Genomic DNA, 26,325 nt, shown 5'->3' with positions numbered 1-26,325 from the left:
CCCCGGTTGCCTTACCCTCAGGATTCGTAGTCCAGGATGACTGCAACGTTGATATCGTTATTGTTGATCCGCACTTCGCAGAGCGAACTGCGCGTTATCCATATAAATATCAATAGGGTGATACAGATAACGATCACACAAATAACCCCACTTTTTTGCAGCATATTGGCCTCCGATTCCTTGCCTCGCGGCGGGTAAAAGGCTAACCTGATGTTGTTCAAGCATACAGATAGGCCTCACTTAGATTAACGTCGAGTGGGGCCTTTTCTTTGTCTGCACCGGATGGCCCGGAACAGACATGTCCAGGCACCCGCCGGTAGCATACGCCTTTCTTTTTTCTGCACAACATTTTGATTATTTAGGATTTTATTTATATATCGTTGCCGGTATATTGCATGTGAAACCTATATTTCCTGACAATGCCTCTATCCGGAATCTCCCCTTATCTTGCAGCGCCCGCAGGATCGGTTAACCTGACGCTATACGCGCAACAGGAACACTATCGTGGCAAATGAAACGCAATTGACCTTTGATGACCGCGGCCATCAACTGACCAATATCAATGTCTGGACACCCGACAGCCAGTGGCTGGTGTATGACGTCCGCCCCCATGGCGGGGAGTTTACTGGGCTGACGATTGAACGGGTTAACGTGACGAACGGTAACACGGAGGTTATCTATACCGCGCGTGACGGTGCGCATGTCGGCGTCGTCACAGTCAGCCCGGACGCACCGGCCCGGTACGCCTTTATCCACGGCCCGGAACGACCGGACAGCGAATGGCGTTACGATTTCCACCACCGGCGCGGTGTGATTGTCAGTGAGCCGGATCGCAGCGAAGCCGTCACGCTGGATGCCCTGAGCATCACTGCGCCCTATACGCCCGGCGCATTACGCGGCGGCAGCCATGTGCATGTTTTCAGCCCGGACGGCAGCCGCCTCAGTTTTACCTATAACGATCATGTGCTGCATATGCGCGATCCGGCGCTGGATTTACGCAACGTCGGCATTGCCGTGCCGCTGCATGCGGTTGCCCCGGCAAAACACCACCCGCGCGAGTATGACGGCAGCCACTTTTGTGTGCTGGTGAGCCGCACCACGCCGCAACCCCAGCCCGGCAGCGATGAGATTAGCCGCGCTTACGAGGAGGGGTGGATCGGCCGGGAGGGCTATGTGAAACAGGATGGCCGCCGCCAGCGTTGGGCATTGGCGTTTATCGGCGATACCCGCGCGCCGTCAGGTGAGAAAGTGCCGGAAGTGTTTGTGGTGGATTTGCCGGAGAACGATGCCGACCTGGCCCACGCCGGTGACATTCCGTTGCAGGGCACGGAAACCGCGATGCCGGCCCCGCCGCGTGGGGTCATGCAACGGCGGCTGACCTTTACCACCGGGCGTGCCTTTCCCGGCGTGGTCAGCCAGCCGCGCCATTGGCTGCGGGCATCGCCGGACGGCAGTGAGATTGCGTTTCTGATGAAAGATGCGCAGGGTGTGGTGCAGGTATGGGGTATCTCCCCGAATGGCGGCGAACCGCGCCAGATTACCCACGGCCCGCACCCGATCCAATCGGCGTTCAGCTGGCGGGCAGACGGCAAAAAGCTGGCCCTGATCTGTGATAACAGCGTAATGCTGTGCGATGCCGTCACCGGTGCAATGTCACGGCTGACCGCACGCACTGAGGCGCCGCCGTTGGGTGACGCAGTGGTGATCTCGCCGGACGGCAACCGGGTGGCATTTATGCGTAACCTTGACGGCCGTGCGCAGTTGTTTGTTACCGACGTTCACTGAACAGCAAAAGGCCGGGGAGTCGTGCCGATCCCCGGCCTTTTAACGCGCTGGCCCCGTCCCTCAGGGTGCCACGGCAACCTGGGTGGCACCGCTGGTCGCCAGGGTTCGGGCTTCGCTCTGGCGAATGCGTTCACGCGGCGAATCGGGGGCTTTGTCCCGCCCGGCGCGGTAGTAGTCATACGGCAGCATCAGCGTGTCGGCGACGGCGCTGAACGGCAGGTCAACGGCCAGCAGCGGCGTCAGCGCCCAACTGGTCTCGTCACTTTTCATCATTTCCACGTTGGCGCGGGTGCCGGGGTAATACCCCTGATCGGCGCCGGTATGGCTCATTACGCTGGAGCAGCCGGCAGTGGCCATCAATGCCCAGCCGGTTGCTATCGGCAATAATGCTGTTCTTATCATAGTAAACCCATCCCATGCTGCGTGCTGGTATGTCTGCTGTGTTGACAGACTTATAGCATTAGTCCGCTCTTGTTGAAGTGCTCACACATAGGCACTGTGGCGGTCGTCTCATTTCAGTGTAAATCATCAGGCAGATTTCGCCGGGTTGTTTTGCGCAGGACAAAAAAAGCGGCAAAAAAAAGTAAAAAAATGATCTTGAAAAGCGTGGCGCTGACACCATTTTATTATTGCGGTAGGAAAAGAGTACGCCGTCAGGGTATTCACACCGCAGCCTGTCCAACCGGAAGGCTTTTTATTCACTCGCTGCCTGTCAGGAGAAGAAAATGCGTAATTATGATCTTGCCCCGTTATACCGTTCCGCCATCGGCTTTGACCGCCTGTTTAATTTGATTGAGTCCGGCCAGAATCAGGGCGGCGGCTACCCACCTTACAACGTTGAGCTGGTGGATGAAAACCATTATCGCATCGCTATTGCGGTCGCCGGTTTTGCTGACAACGAGCTGGATATCACCGCCCATGACAACCTGCTGGTGGTGAAAGGCGCGCGCGCCAACCCGCCGGCGGATCGTACCTATTTATATCAGGGCATTGCCGAACGCAATTTCGAGCGCAAATTCCAGCTGGCAGAACATATTCAGGTAAAAGGCGCCAATCTGGAAAACGGGTTACTGTTTATCGATCTGGAACGTATTGTACCGGAAACCCTGAAACCACGCCGGATCGAAATTAAATAAGCCCCAAAAGGTTTACTTAATATATATGACATAGTGATGACATTGCGGTGAGTTAATTTCATCGTGAATTAATTCACCCTGAAAACCGGGTATCACTGCCCCCTTTTTCCCTTACAGCCTGCCGTCAGGAGGCTGCCCGGTTCGCCGGGAATATTATCTCGCTTCATAGAAGGAGTTTTAGTATGCGTAATTACGATCTGTCCCCTTTACTGCGTCAGTGGATTGGCTTCGACAAACTGGCCAGCTCCATGCAGGGCGGCCCGGATGCCCAGGGCTTCCCGCCCTATAACATCGAAAAAAGCGATGACAACCACTACCGCATTTCGCTGGCGCTGGCCGGCTTCAAACAGGATGAGCTGGATATTGAAGTCGAAGGCCCACGGCTGACCGTGCGCGGCACGCCGACGCCCCCGAAAAAAGAGGTGCAGTACCTGCATCAGGGGCTGATTTGCAAAGAGTTCAGCCTGAGCTTTACGCTGGCTGAGCATATGCAGGTCACGCAGGCGGAGTTCACCAACGGCTTGCTGCATATCGACCTGGTGCGCGAAGTCCCGGCTGAACTTCAGCCGCAGCGCATTGCCATCGGTAACAGCACCAGCCGCCCGGCGCTGGAAAACCAGCAGAGCTGATGCCGCACCGTTGCCGTTAACACGCGCGTAAAAAAAGGGAGAGCCTCTGGCTCTCCCTTTTTTATGGCTATCAGCCTTCTGCGTGGGCGCGCGCCACTTCTTCGGCCAGGATCGCGACACCGCGCTCGATGACCGCCGGGTCCGGCACATAGTTCATGCGCATACACTGGTGGGTATGCGGCCATTCATGCGCCAGGCCGGGGAAGAAGTAGTTGCCCGGCACCATCAGCACCCCGCGCTGCTTCAGGCGCTGGTAGAGGGTTTCGGTGGTGATCGGCAGGTCTTTGAACCAGAGCCAGAGGAAAATCGCCCCTTCCGGTTTATGGATCAGGCAGCGCTCTTCCGGCAGGTAACGGCGCAAAATCTCAATCGTGTGGTGGACACGTTCGAAGTAGAACGGGCGGATCACCTCCTCTGACAGGCGCAGCAGATCGCCGCGCTCAATCATCTCCGTGGCAATCGCCGGGCCGATGCCGCCCGGTGCCAGGCTGATGATGCCGTTCATATTGCTGATGGCGGTGATCACTTTCTCATCGGCGATCACGATGCCGCAGCGCGCGCCGGGCAGGCCGAGTTTCGACAGGCTCATGCAGAGAATGGTATTCGGGTTCCACAACGGCGTGGCCTCACTGAAGATAATGCCGGGGAACGGCACGCCGTAGGCGTTATCAATCAGCAGCGGCACATCGTGCTGTTGCGCCAGCGCATCCAGGCGGATCAGCTCCTCATCGGTCAGCACATTGCCGGTGGGGTTGGTGGGGCGGGAAACGCAAATCACGCCGATGTCATCGGTGATGTTCAGATGATCAAAATCGACGTGGTATTTAAACATGCCGCCCGGCAGCAGTTCGATGGTGGGTTTGGTCGAGACGAACAGGTCTTCATCCAGCCCGGCATCGGCATAACCGAGGTATTCCGGCGCGAGCGGGAACAGCACGCGGCCCATGCTGCCGTCAGCACGGCGACCGGCAAACAGATTAAACAGGTAGAAGAAGGCGCTCTGGCTGCCGTTGGTCAGGGCGATATTTTTCGGAGAGATCTCCCAGCCCAGCTCCTCACGCAACATGCCGGACAGGGCGCGCAGCAGCGCATCCTTGCCCTGGGGGCCGTCATAGTTACACAGCGCCTCATTCAGCTTGCCCTGCGCCAGCATCTCGTCAAACAACTGCTGGAAATAGGTTTGCATCTCCGGGATCTGCGCGGGGTTGCCGCCGCCCAGCATCACCGCGCCCGGCGTACGCAGGCCGTCATTCATATCGCCCATCAGGCGGGTGATGCCGGAGAACCGGGTAAATTTTTCGCCAAAACGTGAAAACTTCATAAAATGCTAATCAGTTGTTATCGGTGTGTGGTGATTCACCTTAACGCTACTGAGAGGCAGGTGCAATCAGTGTCCGGTTTCCACGGTAACAGGCTTTTTCAGGCACCGGTTCAGGGCGCAGGGTTCCCGGCCCAGACCACCAATACCCGGTCGCGGTTCAGGGAGCGGCTGAACGCGAAATAGCGCTGATCGGGCTGCATATGCTGCTGACCGGCACCCACTGCCGGATGCCGCGCCCGGAACTGCGAGATTTTTTGCCAGTGCGCCAGCAATGCCGCATGTGCAGGCGCCTGTAATTGCGCCCAGTTCATCTCTGAACGGGTGCCCTGAATCGGGTCAGAACCGGTTGCGCCAAACGGGCGGCCGCTCTCATCGCCGTAATAGATCTGTACTGCGCCGGGGGCCAGTAACAGCAATTCAGCGGCACGTTGCTGCGCGTGCAGGTCGCCTTTTGCATCCTCATTAAAGAACAGCCGGGTATCGTGGGAAGAGAGGTAACTCAGTACATTGAACTCCTGCAATTTTTCCGCCATCTGCTGATAAACAGGGCCGATCTGTGCATAACAGCCGAGCGCGCCCGCGGCCTGATCCTGGAAATCGAAATTAATCATTGCGTCAAAACCGTGCTGATAATAGTCACTTTTCAGCACGCCGTGCCCCCAGGCTTCGCCGGTCATCCAGAATGGTGCGTTATCCAGCGCCTGTTGGGGGTGCGCCGCTTTCCACGCTGCCAGCGCAGTGGCAGCCTGCTGCTTAAGCTGCGCCAGTGTGGCTTTGTCCACATGTTTGGCGGTATCGACGCGGAAACCGTCAATGCCGTAGTCACGCACCCATTGGTTCAGCCAGTGGGTCAGGTAGTCACGCGTTGTCGCACCAGGGATCTCACGGGCAGCGGTATCCGGTTTATGCCGGTAGAACACCGGCAGCCCGGCGGCAGTGGCGGACCCGGTTTTAATGTCCGGCAGGAACGCCAGTGACATGGTCTGGTCGTCGTAGCCTGGTGCGTCATAATCACCGATGTCCGTGCGGATCCAGTTTTTACCCCACCAGCTTGCCCAGCCCGCTTTGTCGCCGAAATTGATGTAATCATTGAAACTGTGCCAGGTCTGGCCGGTGCCGGGCGTCCAGTCCGTCCAGTTTTTGCCCAGCAGCCTTTCCCGCTCTGCATCCTTCAGGTAGAGCGTGCCGAAGCCGAACTGTTGCATATCAGCCAGCGTGGCGTAACCGGTGTGGTTCACCACCACATCAAACAGAATGCGGATGCCGCGCCGGTGCGCCTCATCCACCAGCCGTTTCAGGTCATTTTCGTTGCCCATGTTGGCATCGAGCCGCGTCCAGTCGAGCATGTAGTAACCGTGGTAGGCATAGTGCGGGAAATCCCCTTTGGTGCCGCCGCCGACCCAGCCGTGGATCTGCTCCAGCGGCGAGCTGATCCAGAGCGCGTTGATGCCGAGCTGTTGCAGATAGTCGAGTTTTTGCGTCAGCCCGGCCAGATCGCCGCCGTGGAAGGTGCCGATCTCCTGCTTCCCGTCCGGGAGGCGGCCATAGCTGTGATCGTTATCCGGGTTGCCGTTGGCGAAACGATCGGTCAGCACAAAATAGACCGTGGCGTTATGCCAGTTAAACGGCGCAGCGGCCGGGCTGTCGGCCGCCTCCAGCAACAGCAGGCCGCCGCTGCCGGGAGCCGGTTGCAGGGTAATCTGCCCGTCTTTGACCTGTGTCATCTGGCCGGAATAGGCGTCGCGCACTGTTTCGCCTTCCCGGAACAGCGGGCCGGCCGCGACCGTCAGCGGTTTGCCGTCCCAGCGCGGGCAAACGGCAACCGGCGCCGCAGCCGGGCTTTCGCTCTCTTTTATTGTCAGCCGCAGGGTCGGCGTGCCGCTGCGTGTATCCACCTGCACCTGATACTGCCCGTCACGAAAGCGCCGCCAGGCGGGCGCTGGGGTAGTGCCGCAGGGTTGCAGAGAGAGCGTCTGGTTAAGGCGCACGGCACCGGCGGGCTGCCAGCACTGCTCGTCATGGGTGAACTGTAACGGCTGTTGCCCTTTCTTCAGCGCGGCGCTGCCGGTAAACAGGCCGGGCGGCTGCTCAGTGAGCGGGGGAAAGGCGGGCAGGCTCCACTGGGCGAGCGCAGAGAGCGGAAACAGGGCAGCAAAGGCGAGAAATTTCATGGCGATCCATCTTCCTGGTTAACGGGGTCGGAGAGAGCCATGACAGTGTGCGGGTTGTATAGAAATCCGCCTCCTCCCCGGCATGGGGGCGCGGTGGAGGAGGCGGGAGGAGGAGTGACTTTTTCAGCCGCTTACTTCTTCAGCACTTCCGGGTTCACGCAGAACTCTTTGACTTCACCGGTCAGCGCGGCGATCAGGTTATCCACTGCGCAGGCCGCCATGCCGTAGCGGGTTTCATGGGTGGCAGAGCCGATGTGCGGCAACGCCACCACGTTCGGCATTTTCAGCAGCGGCGAGTCTTTCGGCAGCGGCTCCTGCTCGAACACGTCCAGCCCGGCCGCGTGGATCACGCCCTGTTGCAACGCCTCAATCAGCGCCTCTTCATCCACCACCGGGCCACGGCCGGCGTTGACCAGAATAGCGCTGGATTTCATCTTCGCCAGCTGTTCACGGCTGATCATATGGAAGGTTTCATTCGTGTGCGGCAGGCTGATGCAAAGGAAATCGGACTCAGACAGCAGCGTATCGAGATCACAGCGGCGCGCATTGAAGCTGTTTTCCGCCTCGGCGTGCTGGCGGCGGGCGGTGTAGAGGATGGGCATATCAAAGCCGAGGTGGGCGCGTTTTGCCAGCGCCAGGCCGATGCGGCCCATGCCCAGAATACCCATGGTTTTATGGTGCACGTCCACGCCGAACCAGTCCGCGCCGATGCTGCCGTTCCACTCACCGGCTTTGACGCGCTCCGCCGACTCTACCGCCCGGCGGGCTGTCGCCAGCACCAGGGTCATCATGGTGTCGGCCACGGTATCGGTCAGCACGGTAGGGGTGTGCATCAGCGGAATACCACGGCGGGTCAGTTCTTCCACATCGAAATTATCGAAGCCCACCGAGATGGTGGAGACGCCGCGCAGGCGCGGGGCATGATCCAGCAGCTCTTTGTCTACTTTACCGTTTGAGCCAATCAGCCCCTCCGCCTGTTGCAGGGCATCCAGGATCTGGGGGCGGGTGGTGCTGTTCATTCCGTTGAATTCAATGACGTTGAAATGCTGGTCAAGGCGCTGGCGCAGATCGGCAGGAAGTTTTTTATACAGGACGATGGATGGCTTCATTGCACACTCCGGGAAATGGGTTGTTGTAGAAGGGATTATTCAAAATAGCACAACCTCCGCGCGGCACGATTGGGCGTTTGCCACAATGTTGCGCGGAGGTTAACAAATTGCGTCAATCAGGCTGCCTGGGCGTGGGGTTGCCTGGGGGCCGGTTTGACCACCAGCGTCAGCAGCACTGACGCCAGCAACGCGATAGCCATAAACATGTAAGACGCCGCCGGGGTGCCCGTGGCCCCGTTCAGGTAGCCGACGAACCAGGAGCCGAAGAAGGAGCCGAGCGCGCCCATACTGTTGATCAGCGCCATCGCGCCGCCCGCCACGTTACGCGGCAGCATCTCCGGGATAATGGCGAAGAACGGGCCATAAGGCGCATACATCGCCGCACCGGCCACCACCAGCAGGCCATACGACACCCAGAAGTGGTTTGCCCCCACCAGATAAGAGCCGAGGAATGCCAGCGCGCCAATCAGCAGCAGCGGCCAGACGAACAGCTTACGGTTCTGCATTTTGTCAGAGAGCCAGGAAACCACGATCATCGCCACGGTGGCGGCGAGGTACGGCCCGGCAGAGAGCCAGCCCGCTTCCACCATGCCCATCTCCATGCCGCTGCGCAGGATAGACGGCAGCCACAGCACAAACCCATACACGCCGATGCTCCAGGCGAAATACTGCATACAGAGCAGGATCACATTGCGGGAACGGAACGCCTCGCCGTAGTTACGTACCGCTTTGATGCCTTCCTGCTCTTTCTGCAATTGCGCTTCCAGCGCCGCTTTCTCTTCCGCACTCAGCCAGGTGGCCTGTGACGGTTTGTCTTTTACCAGCACCCACCAGCAGAAAGCCCAGATCACCGCCGGGATGCCCTCGATGATGAACATTTCGCGCCAGCCGAATGCGTGGATCAAATAACCGGACACCACGGACATCCACAGCACCGTAACCGGGTTACCAAGGATCAGGAAGGTATTGGCACGTGAGCGCTCGGACTTGGTGAACCAGTTACTGATGTAGATCAGCATCGCCGGCATCACTGCCGCTTCCACCACACCCAGCACGAAGCGGATGGCCGCCAGCATCGGGATATTGCTCACCACCCCGGTCAGCGAGGCGCAGCCGCCCCAGACGATCAATGACCAGAAGATCAGCTTTTTCACGCTGCGGCGTTCGGCATAAATCGCGCCGGGGATCTGGAAGAAGAAATAGCCGAGGAAGAACAGCGCCCCTAACAGGGAGGAGATGCCCTTGGTGACGCCAAGATCCTCGTTAATGCCGGCGGCCGAGGCAAAGCTGAAGTTAGCGCGATCGAGGTACGCCAGGCTGTAAGTAATAAACACGATCGGCATGATGTACCACCAGCGTTTGGTGGCTATTTTGGCTTCGTTCATGTTCTGGTCCTTTGTCAGGTCAACGCACTCAGCGCACGTCTGTGTAGGGCAGAGGCTGCGATGCTGAGTAAATAGGGTATGTGTTCTGTTATCGGGCGAACTCCCGTACCGGATGCATCACGCGGCTATTCACCGAGGGCGGCGCGGGTCGGCAGGCCTTCGCTGTCCCCGACGGCCTGCACGGCCAGGCTGCCGATTTTATTGCCGCGCCCGACGGCCTGGTGCAGCGATAATCCCTCCAGCAGGGCGCTTATCACCCCGACCGCGAAGCCGTCACCGGCACCCACAGTATCCACGACATTCTCTACACGACAGGCCGGAACAGTGGCCTGTTCGCCGTCGGCACTTTTAAACCAGGCACCGTCAGCCCCCAGTTTAATTACCACGGCTTTTACCCCACGGGACAGGTAAAAATCAGCGATCTCTTCCGGGGTCTGTTTACCGGTCAGGATCTGGCCCTCTTTCAGCCCCGGCAATACCCAGTCTGCCTGGAAAGCCAGCTCATTCAGTGCTTCCACCATTGCCGCCTCGCTGGGCCACAGCACCGGCCGCAGGTTGGGGTCGAAGGAAATCGTTTTACCCATCCGGCGCATCTCTTTGGCCGCATGGCGCGCCAGTGCCAGCGAGCTTTGGGACAGGGCCGCCGCCACGCCGCTCAAATGCAGGTGGCGCGCCGCGCCGAAGTAATCGGCGTTAAAATCTTCCGGCGAGAGGTGGCTGGCTGCCGACCCTTTGCGGAAATACTCCACGGTGGGATCGGTGCCATCCAAACGTTTGTCTTTTAACTGGAAACCGGTGGGGTAGCGCGCATCCACCGTGACCTGCGCGCTGTTGACCCGCTCTTTTTCCAGTTGTTGCAGGGTATAGCGGCCAAACGAATCATTACCGACCCGGCTGGCCCAGCCGACGTTCAGCCCGAGGCGGGCCAGGCCAATCGCCACGTTCAGTTCTGCGCCGGCAATCCGTTTGGTGAAGTGTTCGGCCCCGGCCAGATCGCCGGGCTGGTCAGCGACGAACATCGCCATCGCTTCACCAAAGGTCACTGCGTCCAGCGGGGTCATTGCATTATTTTCAGTCGTCATCATCACTCCGCGCGAAGCAGGTCAACATAATGGCGGGTAACGGCAATCAGGTCGTCGCCCTCCAGGGGGAATTCAATGCCGCGGGGGGCGTCCATCGGCAGGCGGTTCAGCAGCTCGCGCCACTGGCCGTCGCTGTTGTCCAGCGCCACCGCTTGCCATTTTCCGGCGTGGCGTGTGGCGGCTTTGACGTGCACATAGGTCACGTGATCGGCCAGCGTGTCCGCCGCGCAGTGCGGCGCCTGCCCGACCCAGTGCCAGTTGCCCATATCAAACGTCATGCCCAGCGGCAGGCCGGCGTCTGACGCGGCGCGCAAAAAGGCGCTCATCGGCAGCAGGATGCCGCAGTCCGGCGTCTGGTCATTTTCCACCACCAGCCGCACCGGCTGGGCGTCCAATACCTTTTTCAGCACCGACAGATTGGTGCCGGGGCGGTAGTGGCCCAGCGAGAGTTTCATCACCCGCGCGCCCAGTTGCTGTGCTTCCAGAAAGAAGCCCTCCAGCCCGGTATGCAATGCGCCATCCTCGCGGAACAGCGCCTCCGGCACGGAGTAAACACACCCCAGCTGGTGATGGGCGATGGTGTCGCCTAATGCCGGCAGTTCCGTCAGCGACAGGGTGTCAAACAATTCGCGGCGGATCTCCACGCTGTCGGCCCCGGCTTTGGCAATCACCGGCAACAGCGCCGCCTGGCCGCCCAGCTCACGCACGCGATCGCTGCCGTAAGCGGCGGTTACTACAACAATTTCTCTGGTCATCTCTGTTCCTCATTGGCGGAATGTCCGCCGCACTCAACCCTGATGAACGGTGAACGTTCAAAAACCGGCCGTTGATGTTAATCACACGTTAGATGGAACCGGTTCCACTGAAAAGCGGGGAAATGCTGATTTACGATCGCCGTCACAGAGTTCGTTGAATCAGAGAGAAGGCTTTGCAGGGTTTCTCGGTCGGCGCAATGCCTGTTCACCCTGATAACGGCTGGGCCAGATCACCGCCGGGTGAACTTCCAGCGCTTCGGCTATCAGCCATTCGCCTTTCGGCCACGGGCGTACCAGTGTGTTGGACAGGGTAGACCGCGCCAGCCCGGCCTGGCGGGAAAGGGCGGAGAGATTGGTGCCGCGTTTTTTCAATGCGGCGATGATGTCGGCTGAGTGCCAGTCCTGAGGTTCCATGTGCATTTCCTTTGCCAGATCAGATTGACGAATTATCCGGTTTTGGGATAACCGCGTAAATAGCTGATATTCGATTTTGGGATAAAAGCGAGGCGTCAGGCATGTCATCTATTTATGCGGAAGAATACCAACGGCTCATCAGCCTGTTACGCACGGCAAGGCGTGAGAAAGGGCTGACCCAGCAGCAACTGGCGTCAGCATTAAAGCGCCCGCAATCCTTTATCGCGAAAGTGGAAAATGGCGAAAGACGGTTAGACGTGATCGAATTTGCGCATTTGGCCCATTTGCTTTCGCTTAACCCAGCCGATGTGCTGGGCGCAGTGATGAACCCTATGCCGAAGCCCTGAGCCTCACAGCGACGTCGACCCCCGCACAATCAGTTCGCCGGAAAACGCCTGTTCGCACGGGTCGTCCTGGCAGCCCTGGATGCGCTTCACTACCTGCTCAAGCGCAGCGTAACCCATTTCATACGTCGGTTGTTTGAACGTCGTGATGCCGACGCCCGCCAGCTCTGCCCACTCCAGCTCATCAAAGCCCAGCAGGCCGATGTCACTGCCCCAGCGGATGCCGAGGCGGCGCATAGCGCGGGCTATATGTAACGTCAGTGCACCATTTGCCGAGAGCACCGCTTTGCGGCGGCCACGGTTGCTGCGGCTGAAATCGCTGAGCACGGCATCGAGCTGCGCGCTGTCCGTCAGCAGCACTTCCGCGCTCCGGGCCTGTAAATCAGGGTAGGCCTGCATGGTGGCGCGGTAAGCGTCCAGCCGCTCCAGCCGCGTATTCACGGTGCCTACCGGCTCACTCAGGAACAGAATCGCCTCAAAGCCCTGATCGATCAGGTGGTGGGTGGCGAGCGTCGCCGCTTCGCGGTTATTCAGCCCCACCACATCACAGGTGAAGTCAGGGATTTTGCGGTCAATCAGCACCATCGGCAGCAGCGATTGTTGCAGCATCGACAGCGCCTCTTCACGCATCCCCACTGCGTTCACCACAATGCCCTCTACCTGATAGCTGCTCAGCAGTTGCAGGTAGTGCTGCTCCTGGTTGATCTCATTGTTGGTGTTACACACCAGCAGGGTAAAGCCCTGACGGCGGCAGGCGGCTTCGACCCCGCGCATCACGTCAACGGAGTAGGGGTTGGTAATGTCAGCAATGATCAGGCCGATAAGCCGGGTCTGGCCGCCTTTCAGGCTGCGCGCCATCTGGCTCGGCCGGTAATTGAGTGAATGAATTGCCGTCTCGATGCGCTGTTTCAGGTCATCGGAGAGCAGGTTCTGTTCGCCGTTAAGATAACGCGACACGCTGGTCTTACCGGTATTTGCCGCTCTGGCGACATCGCTGATGGTTGCGCGCCCCGCACCCTTACTTCTGTTCACTGCATATCCTCCTGGCTAACTGACACCGGAGACTACCATACTGCAGCGGCTGCCGAATATACGGCAGCCGCTTTTGGCTGCTATGAGGCGGCGCGGCCGGGCAGGGCATCCGTGTCCGGCAGGCTTTTCGGGCGGCTGCTGAGGGTAAAGGCGGAAATCACCGTCACGCTCAGCGCAATGCCGCCGAGAATGAAATAAGTGTCACTGAAGCCGATGCGGTCATACATTGATCCGGCGAATGCAGAGAGGAAAATCGCCGCCAGCTGTTTCGAGAAGCAAAAGCCAATCAAGTAGATAGAGGCGGAGAAGCGGGTGTCAAAAATGGCGGTAATGTATTTGAAGGCCCCCACCAGCAGGAACGGCACTTCCAGCGCGTGCAGCATTTTCAGCACGATCACCTCTGCGGCACTGGTGGCAAATGCCGAGCCGATAATCCGCACGGACATAATGGTGCCCGCGACCAGCAACGTATTTTTTGCGCCGATGCGGTTAATGATCCACGGCGAGCAGAACATGATCAGCGCGTTGGCCAGCTCACCGGCCGTGGTGACAAAGCCGAACACCTCGGTGCCGTGCTGCGGGGAGGTAAAGAACGTCTTGAAGAAGTTGGCGAACTGCTGGTCAAACACGTCATACACGCAGGCCACCCCAATGATGTAGAAGATAAACAGCCACAGCGCGCGCATCCGGAACAGCTCGCCGACCTGTTTCAGGCTGAACTGCCGGGCATTCGCCCCCAGGGCATTCACCACCACGGCATTGCGGTTCTCCTGGGGTTTGGCAATCAGCAACAGCAGCATCAGCAACACCGCCGCGCCGGAGCCCATCCAGAACACGATGTCCGGGTTGATGCTGAACATGATCCCGGCGGTGGAGGCGCACAACCCCCAGCCAAAACAGCCGAACATCCGCGCTTTGCCATATTCGAAGTGGCTGTTACGGCTTACCCGTTCGATATAGGCTTCGGTGGCCCCGGAGCCGCCGGCGAACACGAAGCCGATGTACGCCCCGCCGCACAGCGCGCCCAGCAGCACGTTAAAGCGCAGCAGCGGCGCGAACACATAGAGGAAGAACGGCGCAAAGAAGAACAGCAGCACCGCGATCACCCATAACAGGTGTTTTTTCAGGCCGAGCTTGTCAGAAATGAGGCCGAATATGGGCTGGAACACAATGGCAAACAGCGACATGCTGGCAAACACCACGCCGGTCTCGGTTTTGCTCAGGCCAATGACATCTGCCAGCCAGATCGGCAGGAACGGGTAGCAGGTTGCCATAATGAAGAAATAGAGAAAAAAGAAAGCGCCGAAAATCCAGAAGTTCCTGTTATTTTTGTAAGTACAGACGGGTGAATTCATAAGGTTTTTCCTTGCACGGCCTGTCATAAAAAGCCGGGCGTTTGCCCGGCCTGATCGGGTTAACAGCGTTCAATGCCCAACAGCAGGGCGCTTTCCGGGTCAAGTACCGGCAGCGCCAGCCCGGCCTGAGCCAGCCAGCTGCCGCCGGCTTCCACCGGTGCGCTGAGCCAGCCGGGCAGCACCCGCATCACATGGCCGCCCTGTTCTTCGGCTATCACCGGCGGGGCGTCCAGCACGGTCACGCGGTAGCGGGCATCCGGCAGCAATCCCGGAATACGCAACCGCCCCGGCATCGAGTACGTGGGCATCGCCAGCTGGGCCACGCAGAAAATCGCCCGGTCGCGCGCCGGGCTTATCACCCCGTGCGCCAGTGTGGCCGGGTCAGGGTGATCAAGCCGGACGCTGTCGCCGCTGTGCAGCAGGTCGCGCCACTGGCGGTGCAACTGAATATAGTGCGCAAAGGCGTGTTGTTCCTGCTCACCGGCGTTGGCCGGGTCGAGTTCAATCCCCATATGGCCGAACAGCGCGGTCAGGCCGCGGAACTGGATGTCGTGGCGGCGGTAGGTCGCATGGCAGCGATCGGCGCCAATATGCGACCCCATCACCTCGGGCGGGAAGAAGTAGCTCATGCCGCGCTGGATGCGCTGGCGCTCCAGGGCATCATTGTTGTCAGACGTCCAGAAACGGTGGCTGCGCTTGAGCACTTCATAGTCGATGCGGCCGCCGCCGGAGGCGCAGGCCTCAAACTCCACCTGCGGGAAGCGCGCCATCAGCGTATCCAGCAACCGGTAATACTGTGTGGTTTGCGCGGTCGCCGCTGCCCGCCCTTCATGCCCCGGCTGCACGACCTCGCGGTTCATGTCCCACTTCACATACTGGATATCATGCTCGCCCAGCAGCCAGCTCATGCGCGTGAGCAGGTAATCAAACACCGCCGGGTTGCTTAAATCGAGCACGTACTGGAAGCGCCCCGGCGGCTGCTGATAGCCCGGCAGCGCCAGCAGCCACTCCGGGTGCGCGCGGTAGAGATCGGAGTCCGGGTTAATCATCTCCGGCTCGACCCAGATGCCGAACTCCATACCCAGCTGGTGAACGTGCTCAATCACTGGTGCCAGGCCATTGGGGTATTTTTTCTCATCCAGATACCAGTCGCCCAGTGCGGCGCGGTCATGGTCGCGCCCCCGGAACCAGCCGTCATCAATGATGAAGCGCTCAACGCCAAGCGTGGCGGCCTGGGTGGCCATCGCCATGATGTAGCTGGGGTCGTGGTCAAAATAGATCCCTTCCCAGGTATTGAGGTGCACCGGGCGCGGGCGGGCGCTGGGGAAGCGCAGGATCTGGCTGCGGACATAGCGATGGAACTGCTGGCTCATCAGGTTCATACCCGTGCTGCTGTAGCTGGCGTAGAGCCACGGCGTGCTGAGGCTCTGCTGCGCGCCGAGGCTCTGCTCACCGGCAAAATAGAGCGCTTCGGCCTGCACCTGGCGGCGGCCGTCGGTTTTCACATCGGCGCGCAGGCGATGGTTGCCGCTCCAGCCCAGGTGCACGCCCCAGACCTCGCCCTGTTGCTCTGAAAAGCCGGGCTGGCCGAGGATCATGCCGGGAAAATATTCATGGGAGGTGCGGCCGCGGCGGTTCTCCTGCACCACGCCGCCATGCGACAGGTGGGTGCGGTGTGGCTGGAACTCACGTACCCAGCGGCCGTGGAAGCCCATCACCTCTGCCGCCTGTTCCGGCAGCGGCAGGGTCACGGCGAGGCGGCCGACCTGATAAGGCTGCGTATGCAGGTTGGTCAGGGTATTGCGCACGCGCAGTACGCCGCTTTGTGCATCCAGGTGCACTTCACTGGTGAAACGCAGGGCGGCCTGCTGATCCTCACCGGTGATCACCACGCCGTTGTCCTGTTGCTCGACCCGGCAGGTGGTAAACACCGGTGACCAGTCCAGCCCGTCACGGTGCCCCTCCACACCCGGTGAACCAAACAGCCCGCGGCCATTCTCTGCCGCCAGGGTCAGCGGCACATCCACATCCAGCCGCCCATTCGGCACCGGGCGGCTCAGGGTCGCGATATCTTCAGCATTGAAAGCCGGCAGGTGCGGCCCCCAGTAGAGAATTTCAGCCACCGGGGTGCAACGGATCACGACATCCGTGGCAGGGCTGGTCAGGCGGCAAATTGGGTTATCCATGACAAAACTCCGTGAAAAAGCGTGAATCAGCACGGTAAGCATTGATCCGAAACGTTTCGGATGGATAGAAAAAGGTGTGGGATGTGTGATCAGGATAAAAAATTATCGGGGAAGCGGCGGAAAGCGTGACGGTTAACGCAGGGGATGGGAGCTGATGCCGGGCTGTAAGGCAGGCTGCCAGAGTACCTGCAAGCCACTGACCGGCTCGCCGCGGATCAGCGCCAGCGTCATTTCCGCGATCTGCCGCCCGACCGCTTCGCGTGTCGCCTGGGTCACGGCAGTGATCGGCAGGTCAATCAGGCTGTCAGGCGGCAGGCCGTCATAGATCACCAGCGAAACCTGGCCGCTCTCCAGCAGCCCCGCCTCATGCAGCGCCATCACCGCGCCTTCGCCGTGCATATTGTTGTCGGTGATCAGGGCCGTGGGCGGTTGCGGCAGGGCCAGCAGCGCGCGCGTCGCCTGGTAACCGGCGCGGCGGGTCGGCAAAATCCGGCCAAGATACGCCGGCGGCAGCGGCAATCCGTGCCTCTGCATACCGTCCAGAAAGCCCTGGCGGCGCTGGCCGACAAACGTCTGCGGGCTGGTTTCCCCCAGATAGGCGATGCGCTGGTGGCCGAGCGCGACCAGGTGGTTCACCGCCAGCAGCGTACCGGCATGGTTATCGAAATCGAACCAGGCGTAAGGCTGGGTAAGCCGGCTGCGGCCGAGCGCCAGAAAAGGGAAACCGATCTGTTGCAGCACCTGGAGGCGCGGGTCGTCCGGCTGGGTGTGCGCCACCAGCAGCGCATCCACCCGTTTGCTTTCAATCAGCCGCGCTATGCCTGCGGGTTCCTGCTCCTCGGCCACCAGCAGCAGATCGATCTCCTGGCGCGCCAGTTCATGGCTGATGCTCCCTACCATCTCGATGAACGCCGAGTTGTTCAACGGGCGCGGTTCGAACGGAAACAGCAACCCCACGGCATCGATCTTGCCCATTTTCAGGCGGCGCGCCAGCGTGTTGGGGCGGTAACCCATGCGCTGGGCAGCGGCATCCACCCGCTGTTTGGTGGCGGGGGCCACATCGTCATAGCCGTTCAGCGCCCGGCTGACGGTGGTGACGGAGAGGCCCAGCTCACGGGCCAGCGCTTTCAGTGACATAGGAGATTCCACGCGGCAGGGAAGACGCAGCGAGAGTAGCACAGAGTGGGGGCAGAGCAGAAAGGCCCGGCGCACGGCACCGGGCTTTGTTCGTCACGGAAAAGCGTTTATTGCAGCGGGCTGAGGGTGATCTCAACGCGGCGGTTCTGCGCTTTGCCTTCTGCGGTGCTGTTGGAGGCGATCGGGTTGTCCGGGCCGGCACCGCTGGTGCGGATGCGCGCGGCTGAAACGCCCTGGGTGATCAGCGCACTGGCGACGCTGTCTGCACGCTGCTGGGAGAGCGTCATGTTGTGTGCACGCGCGCCGCTGCTGTCGGTATAGCCGATCACATTGACGGCGGTTTTCTCATACTCTTTCAGTACCATCGCCACGCCGGACAGGGTATTGGCCCCGGCCGGTTTCAGGTTGCTGGCGTCGGTATCAAAGGTGACGTTATTCGGCATATTCAGCACGATGTTGTCGCCTTCGCGGGTCACGCTGACGCCGGTGCCCTGCATTTTCTGGCGCAGTTTGGTTTCCTGCACGTCCATGTAGTAGCCTGCGCCGCCGCCCAGGGCTGCCCCGGCTGCCGCGCCGATCAGGGCGCCCTTGCCGCGGTCTTTTTTGGAGGAGGAGAGCACCCCGACGCCTGCGCCCAGTGCGGCCCCCAGCCCGGCACCGATGCCGGCTTTCCCGGCTTCACGCTCACCGGTGTAAGGGTTGGTGGTACAGCCCGCCAGGGCCAGTGACAGGCTAAGCGCGCCGGCCACAATCAGCGTACGTTTTTTCATTGTCGATCCTTTGTAACAAGTCAGCATGGTGAAGAGTGCCCTCACCTAATTAATCAAGCACAGGTCATTATCTTTTGAGCTACCGGGCCAACCGCGCGGCAGAGGGGCATTATGACCGGGAAAACTAAGAAAAGTGCTAGAGATAATTCTCAAAATGTTACGGGTCAGGGCTGCGCTTTCCACGCCATGATCAGCGTCATCGCGTGGGTGTCGCGGTGGCGCAGTTTCCGCTGCGGCACAAACCCCCATTTGCGGTAAAAGGCCACCGCCCGGTGGTTGCGCATATAGACTTCCAGGCTGAGCAGGGGAAAGCGCTGCTGCACCCAGGCCATCAGGCCATCCGCCACACCGGTGCCGAAGCGTGCAGGTGCCACAAACAGCGCGCCGACAAAACGGCCGTCCATCACGCTGATAAACCCGGCCAGCCCGCCGTCGCGCTCATCCACCCAGGTATCGGCACGCGGCAGATAGGCTTCGCGCACCAGCGGCGCACTTTCATGCCAATAGCGCGCCTCAATAAACGGGTGCCCGGCGATGGTGCTCGCCAGCCACAGCGCCATCAGCGGCTCCATATCCGCCGGCCGGAACGCCCGGATCATACCGTGGCCTGCTCCGGGCAACAGAAACAGTCCGCCTGATGATCGTTCACCAGGCCGCACGCCTGCATAAAGGCGTAACAGATGGTCGGGCCGACAAAGGTAAAGCCACGTTTCTTCAACGCCTTAGAGAGCGCCTCCGACGCGGCAGTTTTGGCCGGGATCGCCGCGCCCTGCGGGCGGTTCAGCTGCGGCTGGTGGTCAACAAACCCCCAGATAAAGCGGGTGAAATCTTCGCCCGCTTCCGCCATGGCCAGCCAGGCGCGCGCATTGATAATGATCGCCTCCAGCTTGCGGCGGTGGCGGATAAGCCCGGCGTCCTGCATCAGCCTGTCGACATCCGCAGGCGTCATCGCCGCCACGTTGTGCGGGTCAAAATCATGAAAACATTCGCGGTAATGGGCACGTTTTCTCAGCACCGTGATCCAGGAAAGCCCGGCCTGCTGCCCTTCCAGGCAGAGCATCTCAAACAGCACGCGGCTGTCGTGCTGCGGCACGCCCCACTCATGATCGTGATAGTCGATATACAGCGGGTCAGCGCTGACCCAGCGACAACGCAACATAACGGTTTCCCTCTCTCCCGGACAGGCAATAACGGCGTATACCGAATCATAGCGCGGCGGCCGGGGTGCGTCCTGGATGAATGCAAAGGAAAATCAGCCGGTAAGGTGGCGATTCCTTGTCTATGCTTTAGTTTTCACGTTTTCAGAAAGACCTTTATTCCCTTTACAACGAGGTGGTTATATGAAAAAGCTGTCAACGCTCCTGCTGGTGGTCACCGCATTAACGTCACTGGCGGGCTGTTCACACCAGAGCAGCGCCGTCAAAGAGGATGGCCGCCCGCACGCGCCGAGTGGCCAGGCATCGCCGGGCGGCACGCTGGGCGCCGGGCCGGTAGGCCAGCCGCAATCGTAATCTTGCCCGCCCCGGCCGCCGTGCCGGGGTTTTTTATGCCCTCTTTTCCCCAACCTGTGCGACCTCCTGCATTTTTTCAATCAGATACCTTGACGCCCGTCAGAAGCGAACAATAGTTATACTTGCATTGTGCAAAATTAAAGCAAAAGTAAACCAATCCTGATTGTGCTGGCGTAACCTATTCTGTTCCTTGATATAGCCTGATGGCTCTTTGGAGTCCCCATGCCGGAGATAAAAAAATCTGACGGCCGTAAAAAAGCGGCTGCACTGGCAGTGGCAATGATGTTGTGGGGAAGTAATTCAGCGCAGGCCTATGACGCGGTATATGTCTTTGGCGACAGCCTGAGTGATTCCGGGAATATTGGCCGCTTTACCTACAGCGGTGCCGATGCCGCGCTCTATGATGAGATCCTGGCGGAACGCGCCGGGCAGACGCTGGCGCCCTCGCAATCCGGCGGAACCAACTATGCCACCGGCGGCGCTACCGCCGTGCCGGAAACCGACCCCCTTTACAATACTACCGGCGATCAGGTCAGTGAATATCTGAGCCTGACCGGCGGGCAGGCTGACCGTGATGGCCTCTACATTCACTGGGTCGGCGGGAATGATCTGGCGGCGGCCGCGTTGAATATCGACACCGCTGCCGCGGTAGCGGCCGCCAGTGCCGGTGCCGCCGCCGGGCAGGTGCAGGCGCTGGTCAATGCCGGGGCCGGCACGGTGATTGTGCCGACGGTGCCGAACATCGGCCTGACGCCGGCGATCATGGAGCTGGTGATCACGGCGGCGCTGCCGGCCAATGCCGACGCGGCGTTGCAGGCGGCTTATAGCGTGCTCAACAGCCAGCGGACGATTGACGCCGCGGCCCGCCTTACGGCTATCCATCAGGCCCTGACCGCCGCGGTACAATCCACCGGCGCGCCCGATGCCGTGGCGCAGACATTGTCGCAGACCTTAATCGCTGCCTATGACCAGCTCGCCACGGCGGCGGGCACACTGACAGCGGTGTATAACCAGACGGAAGACGCCGCGCTGGCCGCGACCGGCGGCAATATCGTGCGTGTGGACGTGGACGGCCTGCTGAATGAAGTGCTTATCGATCCGGCGATTTATGGCCTGACCAACACCGCCGGTATGGCCTGCCCGCCGGGGCTCTCTGCGGCGCTGTGTAATGCCGCCACGCCCGGCTTCAGCAGCAGCCAGGCGTTCCTGTTTGCCGATCACCTGCACCCCAGCCCACAGACCCACGCGCTGATCGCCGACTATATCCAGTCCGTGCTGGACGGCCCGGCGCAGGCAGTGGCTTTGAACCAGGCCACGCTGGCATTGGGGCGCAACGCGCAAGGGATCCTCGACAGCCGCTTCCAGCAATTGCGCACCACCCCTAACCCACAGGGCAGCCTCGGTATGTTCGGCGGTTATATGGGGCAGCATATGGAGTACAGCGCCAATACGGCAGCAGGGGACGGCAACGCCACCTCGCATAACGTCAGTATCGGCATGGATTACCAGCTGACCGACACCTGGCTGGTGGGCGCACTGCTGGCCGGTGCCGACGACCGCCAGCGCCCCTCCAGCCGCTATAACTACAAGGCGCGCGGCTGGTTGCTGTCGGCTTACAGCACGGTGAACGTCGCTGAAAATGGCTGGTTTAATGCCGATGTGCACTGGGCGACGGTGAATTTCGATGACATCAACCGCAGTATGCGGCTGGGCGAGGCCACCCGCCGGGAAGAGGGCGACACTGACGGCAAACAGGTGGGCGCCCGGTTGACGGCAGGCTGGGATTTCCCGGTCGCAAGCTGGCTGACCACCGGCCCGATGGCGCAGTTTGCCTGGGATTACAGCAGCGTGGACGGTTACAGTGAGAAAAGCAGCCGCAGCACCGCCATGCGGTTTGACGACCAGACCTACCATTCGCAGATTGGCGCACTGGGCTGGCGGATGGATGCACGCTTTACCCGCATTAATCCCTATGCGGAGCTGAGTTATCAGCACCAGTTCGGCGACGATATCTACCGCGCCGGCGGCGGGATTAAATCGACCCAGACCCGTTTTTCCCGTACCAGCGCCACGCAGGACACTAACTGGGTAGACGTCACGGTTGGGGCTAACCTGCCGCTGACTGACAACGTCGCGGCCTTTGCGGCCGTCTCCCAGACCGGCGGCCTCAGCAGCGGCGAGCAGTTTATGTATAACCTCGGCGTCAGCGCCCGGTTTTGACAGCGTTACCGGAAATAAGCAGGCCGCCTCAGGGCGGCCTTATTTATGCGCGCTTTAACCAGCTATTGCTGTGGATAAGATGGCCGTCAAGATAGTGCCAGGTGATTTTTTCATAGCGGAATTCGACCAGTTCAAGATGGTTGAATTTCTCTTTGGTGGCATCTTTTATGTCATGCATGAGGGGGAGAACGTTGACGACTTTCGCTTTTTCCAGCAGGACAGTGTAATACTCCTCTTCCTGCCCCGCATCATTAATCCGGTAGTGTTTTAATTCTACGGAATTCAGGGTTTGCCCGGATGTCATTGCTTTATATAAATAAGGCGTGGCGCAGTCGATCTCTTTTTCAATCAGAAAAGGCAGGTGCTGGCATTTTTCGCTGATTCTCCCGGTATGGTCATCGGTGGGCATATCCACGCTATGATGAAAACCCAGCACTTCCACGCTGTTTTCCCGGCCATAAACATCAACGCCGCCCTTGATAAGGTTATTCGCATCATCTTTCAGGTACATATAAACGGGTATTGCCATGTTAATCCCCCTCCCACGACGGGTCAGATTGGCCTACGGTTTTGATTAATTGCTGCAAACATTTCTGCGCCTGCACGCTGTTGCTTTTATAGAGCACCTGGATGGCGTTGACGACATACTCATTTCGTTCAGGCCGGGTCTTGTTATTGAACGGCATGGAACAGACATCACGTGTACTGATGGGGATGAAATGGTCATTAATAATAGACAATACACCTTCAGTGTTATTTACCAGTGCCAGCGCTACTGCACGGCTGATATCAATGCTCATGCCTTCAGGGCCCGTGTCGGCAAGTAAAGGTACAACGTTAAGCCACTCACTCTTTCCAGAGGAAATCTTATCCATCACATACTTCCACTCCCCACCATCACCATCAGTGCCGGAAAGCGTTGAAATCGCATTGTCAGCTCCCTGTTGGCGGACGAGTTCAGCTAATTGAGACGCAGTGATGATGGGTGACCGCTTCTCCTTTTTCTCGTCAGAAGCCATAACATTTAAGGATAATATGACTGCAAGAAGTATTATCTTTTTCATCTGACCACCAATATTGTATCGCCTGAGTTATAAATACGTCTCCGCAGCCCGCACCGTTAATAATCATATGGCCTTCAGATGAATTGCCAATAGCGTCAGAGTTATCTCCATGGATTAAAAAATAGCCCTGGCCAATCGCGTCGTCTTTCAGGAAGATATAGACTGAAATTACCATATCAATCCACCACCCAGGAGGGGTCAGATTGGCCTACGGTTGTGATTAATTCCTGCAAACATTTCTGTGCCTGCACGCTGTTGCTTTTATAGAGCGCCTGAATGGCTTTAACGACATACTCGTTTTCTTCAGGGATGGTCATGTTATAAAGCGGCAGGGAGCAAACCTCGTTCGTACTGATGGGGATAATACGGTCATCAAGAATGGCTAATACCTCATCGGTGTTCTTCACCAGCGCTAAGGCTAATGCCTGACTGATATCAATATTCATACCTTCAGCGCCCGCGTCGGCAAGCAAAGGTATAACGTTTAGCCAGTCACTGTTCCCATTGGTAAGGTGATTTAAAATGTAATTCCACTCCCCGCTATCGGCATTGACATCGTAGTAAAACATATCGTGAAGTACCTTATGTGCCCCCTGTTGACGGACACGCTCAGCTAATTGGGAGGCAGCGATAATTGGCGATGTATTTTCTTTTCCCTCCTCAGAAGAAAACACATTAAAGGATAATATAAGCGCAAGAGATAGTATCTTTTTCATCTGACCACCAATACGGTATCGCCTGAATTAAAGATACTTCTGCGTAATTCGGCACCATTAATAATGATGCAGCCTTTAGATGAATCCCCCACGGTTCTCCGGTTATCGCCATGAATTAAAAAAGAGTCACGTCCGAATGTATTGGTTCCCGCTAAAGGCTCTAATACGAGCGTCCAGGGGCTCTTATTATTGTTATGACCGGCAATTCGCCAATAGCCTTTAGGGATGGGGCCGTTATCCCTAATATGCTGCTTTGATGGATCATTTTTAGCTACGCCTTTCCCACTATACCCCTGAGCAATAAACTCGCCGTTATGTCTTAATTCGCCCGTTTTCTGATTATATTCCCATGTCATCATTATCTCCTGTTATCACCTTGCGTGGCCGGGAATAATTAGCTGCCTATGGGGTAATAAATTCAACTGAATTGATATGTTAGAAATAATTAACTAATTGGTGAAGGTTATAAAATGCAGTGGATTATTCAGAAGAGGAATTGACAGCAGAAGAAAGGCCGCTTAAGGCGGCCGGAGGGCATATCAGCGGGCGGTTTCGGGGTCGGGCTGGATCAGGGGCTTGCCTTTGACCACCATAAAATAGGTCAGTAAAAAAGCCAGACCTAATGAGAGCGTGACGCCCATCAGAATATACATAAAGTAGGGGCCGATATAGGCGGGCAGGCTGAAGATACTCGACAGAATATAGCCGTAGAGCCGCACGCCAAAGAAGGCAATAAAGGCAGAGGCCAGGGCGCTGCTGATGGTGGTGGCAATAAACGCTTTTTTATATTTCGTCAGCACGCCAAACAGTGCCGGTTCAGTTATGCCTAACAGGGCGGAAATTGCCGCTGACAGCACGACCGATCGCTCTGCACGGGTTTTGCTGTGAAAACAGAGCGCGAAGGTGGAGCCGGCAATGGCCATATTGGCCATAAACATCATCGGCATCAGCATGTCATAGCCTTTGGTGGCAAAATTTTGCAGCGCGACCGGCGTCATGGCGTGGTGCATTCCGGTCAGTACTGCCACCGGGCGGATTGCGCCGACAATGACCCCGGCAAATACCGCAGAAATATCAAACAGCCCCTGAATAAACAGCGCCAGCGCTTTCCCTACGTAGATCCCCAACGGGCCGATAAGCGTTAATGAAACCAGTGCGGTGATAAACAGCGTCAGCGTCGGGGTAAAGACGGTTTTGAACACCTCCGGCATCAGGGCATTGACCCCGCGGTGAATATAACTCAGCGCCCAGACAGACATAATCACCGGAATGACGCTGGCCGAATAGTTAAAAACAGATACCGGGATCACGTCGATAAAATAGAAAGCACCGGCCGCACCCGGCGTATGCGCGGCCAACGCTTTGGCGGCGTCCATTAATGTGGGGTACATCAGGCAGGCAGCGACGGCGGCGGCCAGGTATTCATTGGTGTTAAATATCCGCGCGGCAGAGACGGCGAGGAAAAACGGCAGAAAATAGAACACCCCGCTGGCGATAAGATCAATCACCATCACTGTGTCGCTTTTGGCGGAAATAATATTCAGCGCAATCAGCCCGGCAAGTAACCCTTTTATCATTCCCGCCCCGGCGATGGCCGGAACAATCGGGCCAAACACGCCGGAGACCGTATCCATAAACCGCGAGATCAGCCCCTTATGCGTTTTTACGGTGGCCTCCCCGGCGGCAGGATCGCGTTTCGCCATAATGGCCTGATACCAGAGTGTGACCTGTGGGCCAATAATAACCTGTACCTGATCGCGCTGATATTGTGCACCCAATACGCCGGGCAGCTTTTTAATGGCGTCCCACTCCACGCGGCTTTCATCCACCACGTCAAAACGCAGGCGCGTCATACAATGCCAGATCTTATTAATATTATTATTACCGCCCATCAGCGGAATAATGGCCTGGGCTGCCTGGGTATTTTCCATAAGGCCTCACTGTCAGACGAGAAGGGACTCCTGATAGAAAAGGATGGTAGGGTGGCCCTCTGCGCAAAACAAGCCAATAAACCATGCGGCGCGTCACATCCTCAGGCAGCACACGGGATGAAAAACGAATTGGTCTGGTTTTTAACGGCATTATTTCCCTTTTCCAGACCAAAATAAAAGTCCGGATTATCCGTTTACAAATAGCGCCGGAATAGGATGAAATGAGAAAAATCATTATTTTTTCTATTCCCCTCGTTGGCCGGGAAATACCC

The 26,325-nt window shown here is 58.5% G+C and carries 27 protein-coding genes and 1 pseudogene; 6 read left to right on the top strand and 22 right to left on the bottom strand.

Translation table 11 applies throughout. The features are described 5' to 3' along the window. Positions 1–17: 17 nt before the first annotated feature. Both CYR52_RS01265 and CYR52_RS23045 read right to left on the bottom strand, forming a co-directional pair. Positions 18–134, bottom strand: coding sequence for a Hok/Gef family protein (locus tag CYR52_RS01265; RefSeq protein WP_420912790.1), 117 nt, complete (start codon positions 132–134; stop codon positions 18–20). Further along, positions 79–225, bottom strand: a pseudogene (locus CYR52_RS23045) (FlmC family protein); the annotation flags it as partial. The pseudogene CYR52_RS23045 and the gene CYR52_RS01265, both read right to left, overlap by 56 nt. Positions 226–501: 276 nt before the next feature. On the opposite strand from CYR52_RS23045, the gene CYR52_RS01260 reads away from it, so the two are divergent. Further along, entirely contained in the window at positions 502–1,785 is a 1,284-nt protein-coding gene (locus CYR52_RS01260) for a YidR family protein (RefSeq protein WP_101827811.1), read from the top strand. A gap of 60 nt (positions 1,786–1,845) precedes the next feature. On the opposite strand, the gene CYR52_RS01255 is transcribed toward CYR52_RS01260, so the two are convergent. After that, positions 1,846–2,184, bottom strand: coding sequence for a YceK/YidQ family lipoprotein (locus tag CYR52_RS01255; protein ID WP_175558136.1), 339 nt, complete (start codon positions 2,182–2,184; stop codon positions 1,846–1,848). Positions 2,185–2,510: 326 nt separating this feature from the next. Here CYR52_RS01255 and ibpA point away from each other — a divergent pair, with 326 nt between their 5' ends. Both ibpA and ibpB read left to right on the top strand, forming a co-directional pair. Next, the gene (gene ibpA / locus CYR52_RS01250; RefSeq protein WP_072927791.1) at positions 2,511–2,921 is read left to right on the top strand and encodes a small heat shock chaperone IbpA; all 411 of its coding nucleotides are present in this window, start codon (positions 2,511–2,513) and stop codon (positions 2,919–2,921) included. 182 nt (positions 2,922–3,103) lie between these two features. Then, positions 3,104–3,550 (top strand): small heat shock chaperone IbpB, encoded by a 447-nt coding sequence (gene ibpB, locus CYR52_RS01245; RefSeq protein ID WP_072927789.1) that lies wholly within the window; start codon positions 3,104–3,106, stop codon positions 3,548–3,550. Positions 3,551–3,620: 70 nt separating this feature from the next. On the opposite strand, the gene CYR52_RS01240 is transcribed toward ibpB, so the two are convergent. The 7 genes from CYR52_RS01240 to CYR52_RS01210 form a co-directional block, all read right to left on the bottom strand. Next, positions 3,621–4,871, bottom strand: a complete 1,251-nt coding sequence (locus CYR52_RS01240) for a valine--pyruvate transaminase (protein ID WP_101827810.1) — start codon at positions 4,869–4,871, stop codon at positions 3,621–3,623. Between the two features lie 110 nt (positions 4,872–4,981). After that, positions 4,982–7,042, bottom strand: a complete 2,061-nt coding sequence (locus CYR52_RS01235; protein WP_101827809.1) for an alpha-amylase — start codon at positions 7,040–7,042, stop codon at positions 4,982–4,984. A 131-nt stretch (positions 7,043–7,173) separates the two neighbouring features. Further along, complete coding sequence (gene ghrB, locus CYR52_RS01230) at positions 7,174–8,151, bottom strand: glyoxylate/hydroxypyruvate reductase GhrB (protein WP_101827808.1); 978 nt, start codon at positions 8,149–8,151, stop codon at positions 7,174–7,176. A 116-nt stretch (positions 8,152–8,267) separates the two neighbouring features. Further along, positions 8,268–9,536 carry an MFS transporter gene (locus CYR52_RS01225; RefSeq protein ID WP_072927783.1) on the bottom strand — a complete coding sequence of 423 codons (1,269 nt, stop codon included), beginning with the start codon at positions 9,534–9,536 and terminating at the stop codon, positions 8,268–8,270. 125 nt (positions 9,537–9,661) lie between these two features. Then, a complete protein-coding gene (locus tag CYR52_RS01220; protein WP_101827839.1) occupies positions 9,662–10,597 on the bottom strand; it encodes a sugar kinase in 936 nt (311 codons plus the stop codon). A 23-nt stretch (positions 10,598–10,620) separates the two neighbouring features. Continuing rightward, the gene (locus CYR52_RS01215) at positions 10,621–11,373 is read right to left on the bottom strand and encodes a sugar phosphate isomerase/epimerase family protein (protein ID WP_072927780.1); all 753 of its coding nucleotides are present in this window, start codon (positions 11,371–11,373) and stop codon (positions 10,621–10,623) included. Positions 11,374–11,532: 159 nt separating this feature from the next. Then, complete coding sequence (locus CYR52_RS01210) at positions 11,533–11,787, bottom strand: helix-turn-helix domain-containing protein (protein ID WP_072927779.1); 255 nt, start codon at positions 11,785–11,787, stop codon at positions 11,533–11,535. 101 nt (positions 11,788–11,888) lie between these two features. On the opposite strand from CYR52_RS01210, the gene CYR52_RS01205 reads away from it, so the two are divergent. After that, complete coding sequence (locus CYR52_RS01205; protein WP_072927777.1) at positions 11,889–12,134, top strand: helix-turn-helix domain-containing protein; 246 nt, start codon at positions 11,889–11,891, stop codon at positions 12,132–12,134. Positions 12,135–12,137: 3 nt separating this feature from the next. Here the strand turns inward: CYR52_RS01205 and CYR52_RS01200 are convergent, their stop codons facing one another. The 7 genes from CYR52_RS01200 to CYR52_RS01170 all read right to left on the bottom strand — a co-directional run bounded on the left by CYR52_RS01200 (position 12,138) and on the right by CYR52_RS01170 (position 19,770). Continuing rightward, positions 12,138–13,163: a LacI family DNA-binding transcriptional regulator gene (locus tag CYR52_RS01200; RefSeq protein WP_072927776.1), complete on the bottom strand. Its 1,026-nt coding sequence runs from the start codon at positions 13,161–13,163 to the stop codon at positions 12,138–12,140. 80 nt (positions 13,164–13,243) lie between these two features. Next, positions 13,244–14,518 carry an MFS transporter gene (locus CYR52_RS01195; protein ID WP_101827807.1) on the bottom strand — a complete coding sequence of 425 codons (1,275 nt, stop codon included), beginning with the start codon at positions 14,516–14,518 and terminating at the stop codon, positions 13,244–13,246. Between the two features lie 59 nt (positions 14,519–14,577). After that, on the bottom strand, positions 14,578–16,704 hold the full coding sequence (locus tag CYR52_RS01190) for an alpha-galactosidase (protein ID WP_101827806.1): 2,127 nt from the start codon (positions 16,702–16,704) through the stop codon (positions 14,578–14,580). A gap of 132 nt (positions 16,705–16,836) precedes the next feature. After that, the gene (locus tag CYR52_RS01185; protein ID WP_072927771.1) at positions 16,837–17,841 is read right to left on the bottom strand and encodes a LacI family DNA-binding transcriptional regulator; all 1,005 of its coding nucleotides are present in this window, start codon (positions 17,839–17,841) and stop codon (positions 16,837–16,839) included. A 107-nt stretch (positions 17,842–17,948) separates the two neighbouring features. Beyond that, entirely contained in the window at positions 17,949–18,611 is a 663-nt protein-coding gene (locus CYR52_RS01180; protein WP_072927770.1) for an OmpA family lipoprotein, read from the bottom strand. A 164-nt stretch (positions 18,612–18,775) separates the two neighbouring features. Beyond that, positions 18,776–19,210 carry an N-acetyltransferase gene (locus tag CYR52_RS01175; RefSeq protein ID WP_072927768.1) on the bottom strand — a complete coding sequence of 145 codons (435 nt, stop codon included), beginning with the start codon at positions 19,208–19,210 and terminating at the stop codon, positions 18,776–18,778. After that, positions 19,207–19,770: a DNA-3-methyladenine glycosylase I gene (locus CYR52_RS01170; RefSeq protein WP_101827805.1), complete on the bottom strand. Its 564-nt coding sequence runs from the start codon at positions 19,768–19,770 to the stop codon at positions 19,207–19,209. Before CYR52_RS01170 ends, CYR52_RS01175 begins: the two co-directional genes overlap by 4 nt. Before the next feature lie 181 nt (positions 19,771–19,951). On the opposite strand from CYR52_RS01170, the gene CYR52_RS22555 reads away from it, so the two are divergent. Next, positions 19,952–20,122 carry a YgdI/YgdR family lipoprotein gene (locus tag CYR52_RS22555; protein WP_165698478.1) on the top strand — a complete coding sequence of 57 codons (171 nt, stop codon included), beginning with the start codon at positions 19,952–19,954 and terminating at the stop codon, positions 20,120–20,122. Positions 20,123–20,344: 222 nt separating this feature from the next. Further along, entirely contained in the window at positions 20,345–22,342 is a 1,998-nt protein-coding gene (locus CYR52_RS01165; protein WP_072927765.1) for an autotransporter outer membrane beta-barrel domain-containing protein, read from the top strand. A gap of 43 nt (positions 22,343–22,385) precedes the next feature. On the opposite strand, the gene tssD is transcribed toward CYR52_RS01165, so the two are convergent. The 5 genes from tssD to CYR52_RS01140 form a co-directional block, all read right to left on the bottom strand. After that, on the bottom strand, positions 22,386–22,871 hold the full coding sequence (gene tssD / locus CYR52_RS01160; RefSeq protein WP_101827804.1) for a type VI secretion system tube protein TssD: 486 nt from the start codon (positions 22,869–22,871) through the stop codon (positions 22,386–22,388). A 1-nt stretch (position 22,872) separates the two neighbouring features. Further along, positions 22,873–23,406 carry a hypothetical protein gene (locus CYR52_RS01155; protein ID WP_072927762.1) on the bottom strand — a complete coding sequence of 178 codons (534 nt, stop codon included), beginning with the start codon at positions 23,404–23,406 and terminating at the stop codon, positions 22,873–22,875. 176 nt (positions 23,407–23,582) lie between these two features. Next, positions 23,583–24,122 carry a hypothetical protein gene (locus tag CYR52_RS01150; RefSeq protein ID WP_101827803.1) on the bottom strand — a complete coding sequence of 180 codons (540 nt, stop codon included), beginning with the start codon at positions 24,120–24,122 and terminating at the stop codon, positions 23,583–23,585. Next, positions 24,119–24,481, bottom strand: a complete 363-nt coding sequence (locus tag CYR52_RS01145; protein ID WP_241522372.1) for a tlde1 domain-containing protein — start codon at positions 24,479–24,481, stop codon at positions 24,119–24,121. The genes CYR52_RS01150 and CYR52_RS01145 overlap by 4 nt, the downstream gene beginning before the upstream one ends. Before the next feature lie 180 nt (positions 24,482–24,661). Beyond that, a complete protein-coding gene (locus CYR52_RS01140; RefSeq protein WP_101827801.1) occupies positions 24,662–26,053 on the bottom strand; it encodes a PTS transporter subunit EIIC in 1,392 nt (463 codons plus the stop codon). Positions 26,054–26,325: the final 272 nt, after the last annotated feature.

This window comes from Chimaeribacter arupi (genome assembly GCF_002858805.1).
Taxonomy (GTDB): Bacteria; Pseudomonadota; Gammaproteobacteria; order Enterobacterales; family Enterobacteriaceae; genus Chimaeribacter; species Chimaeribacter arupi.
Note: the sequence above shows the minus strand (reverse complement) of the source record. Positions and strands in the feature narration are given on the sequence as shown.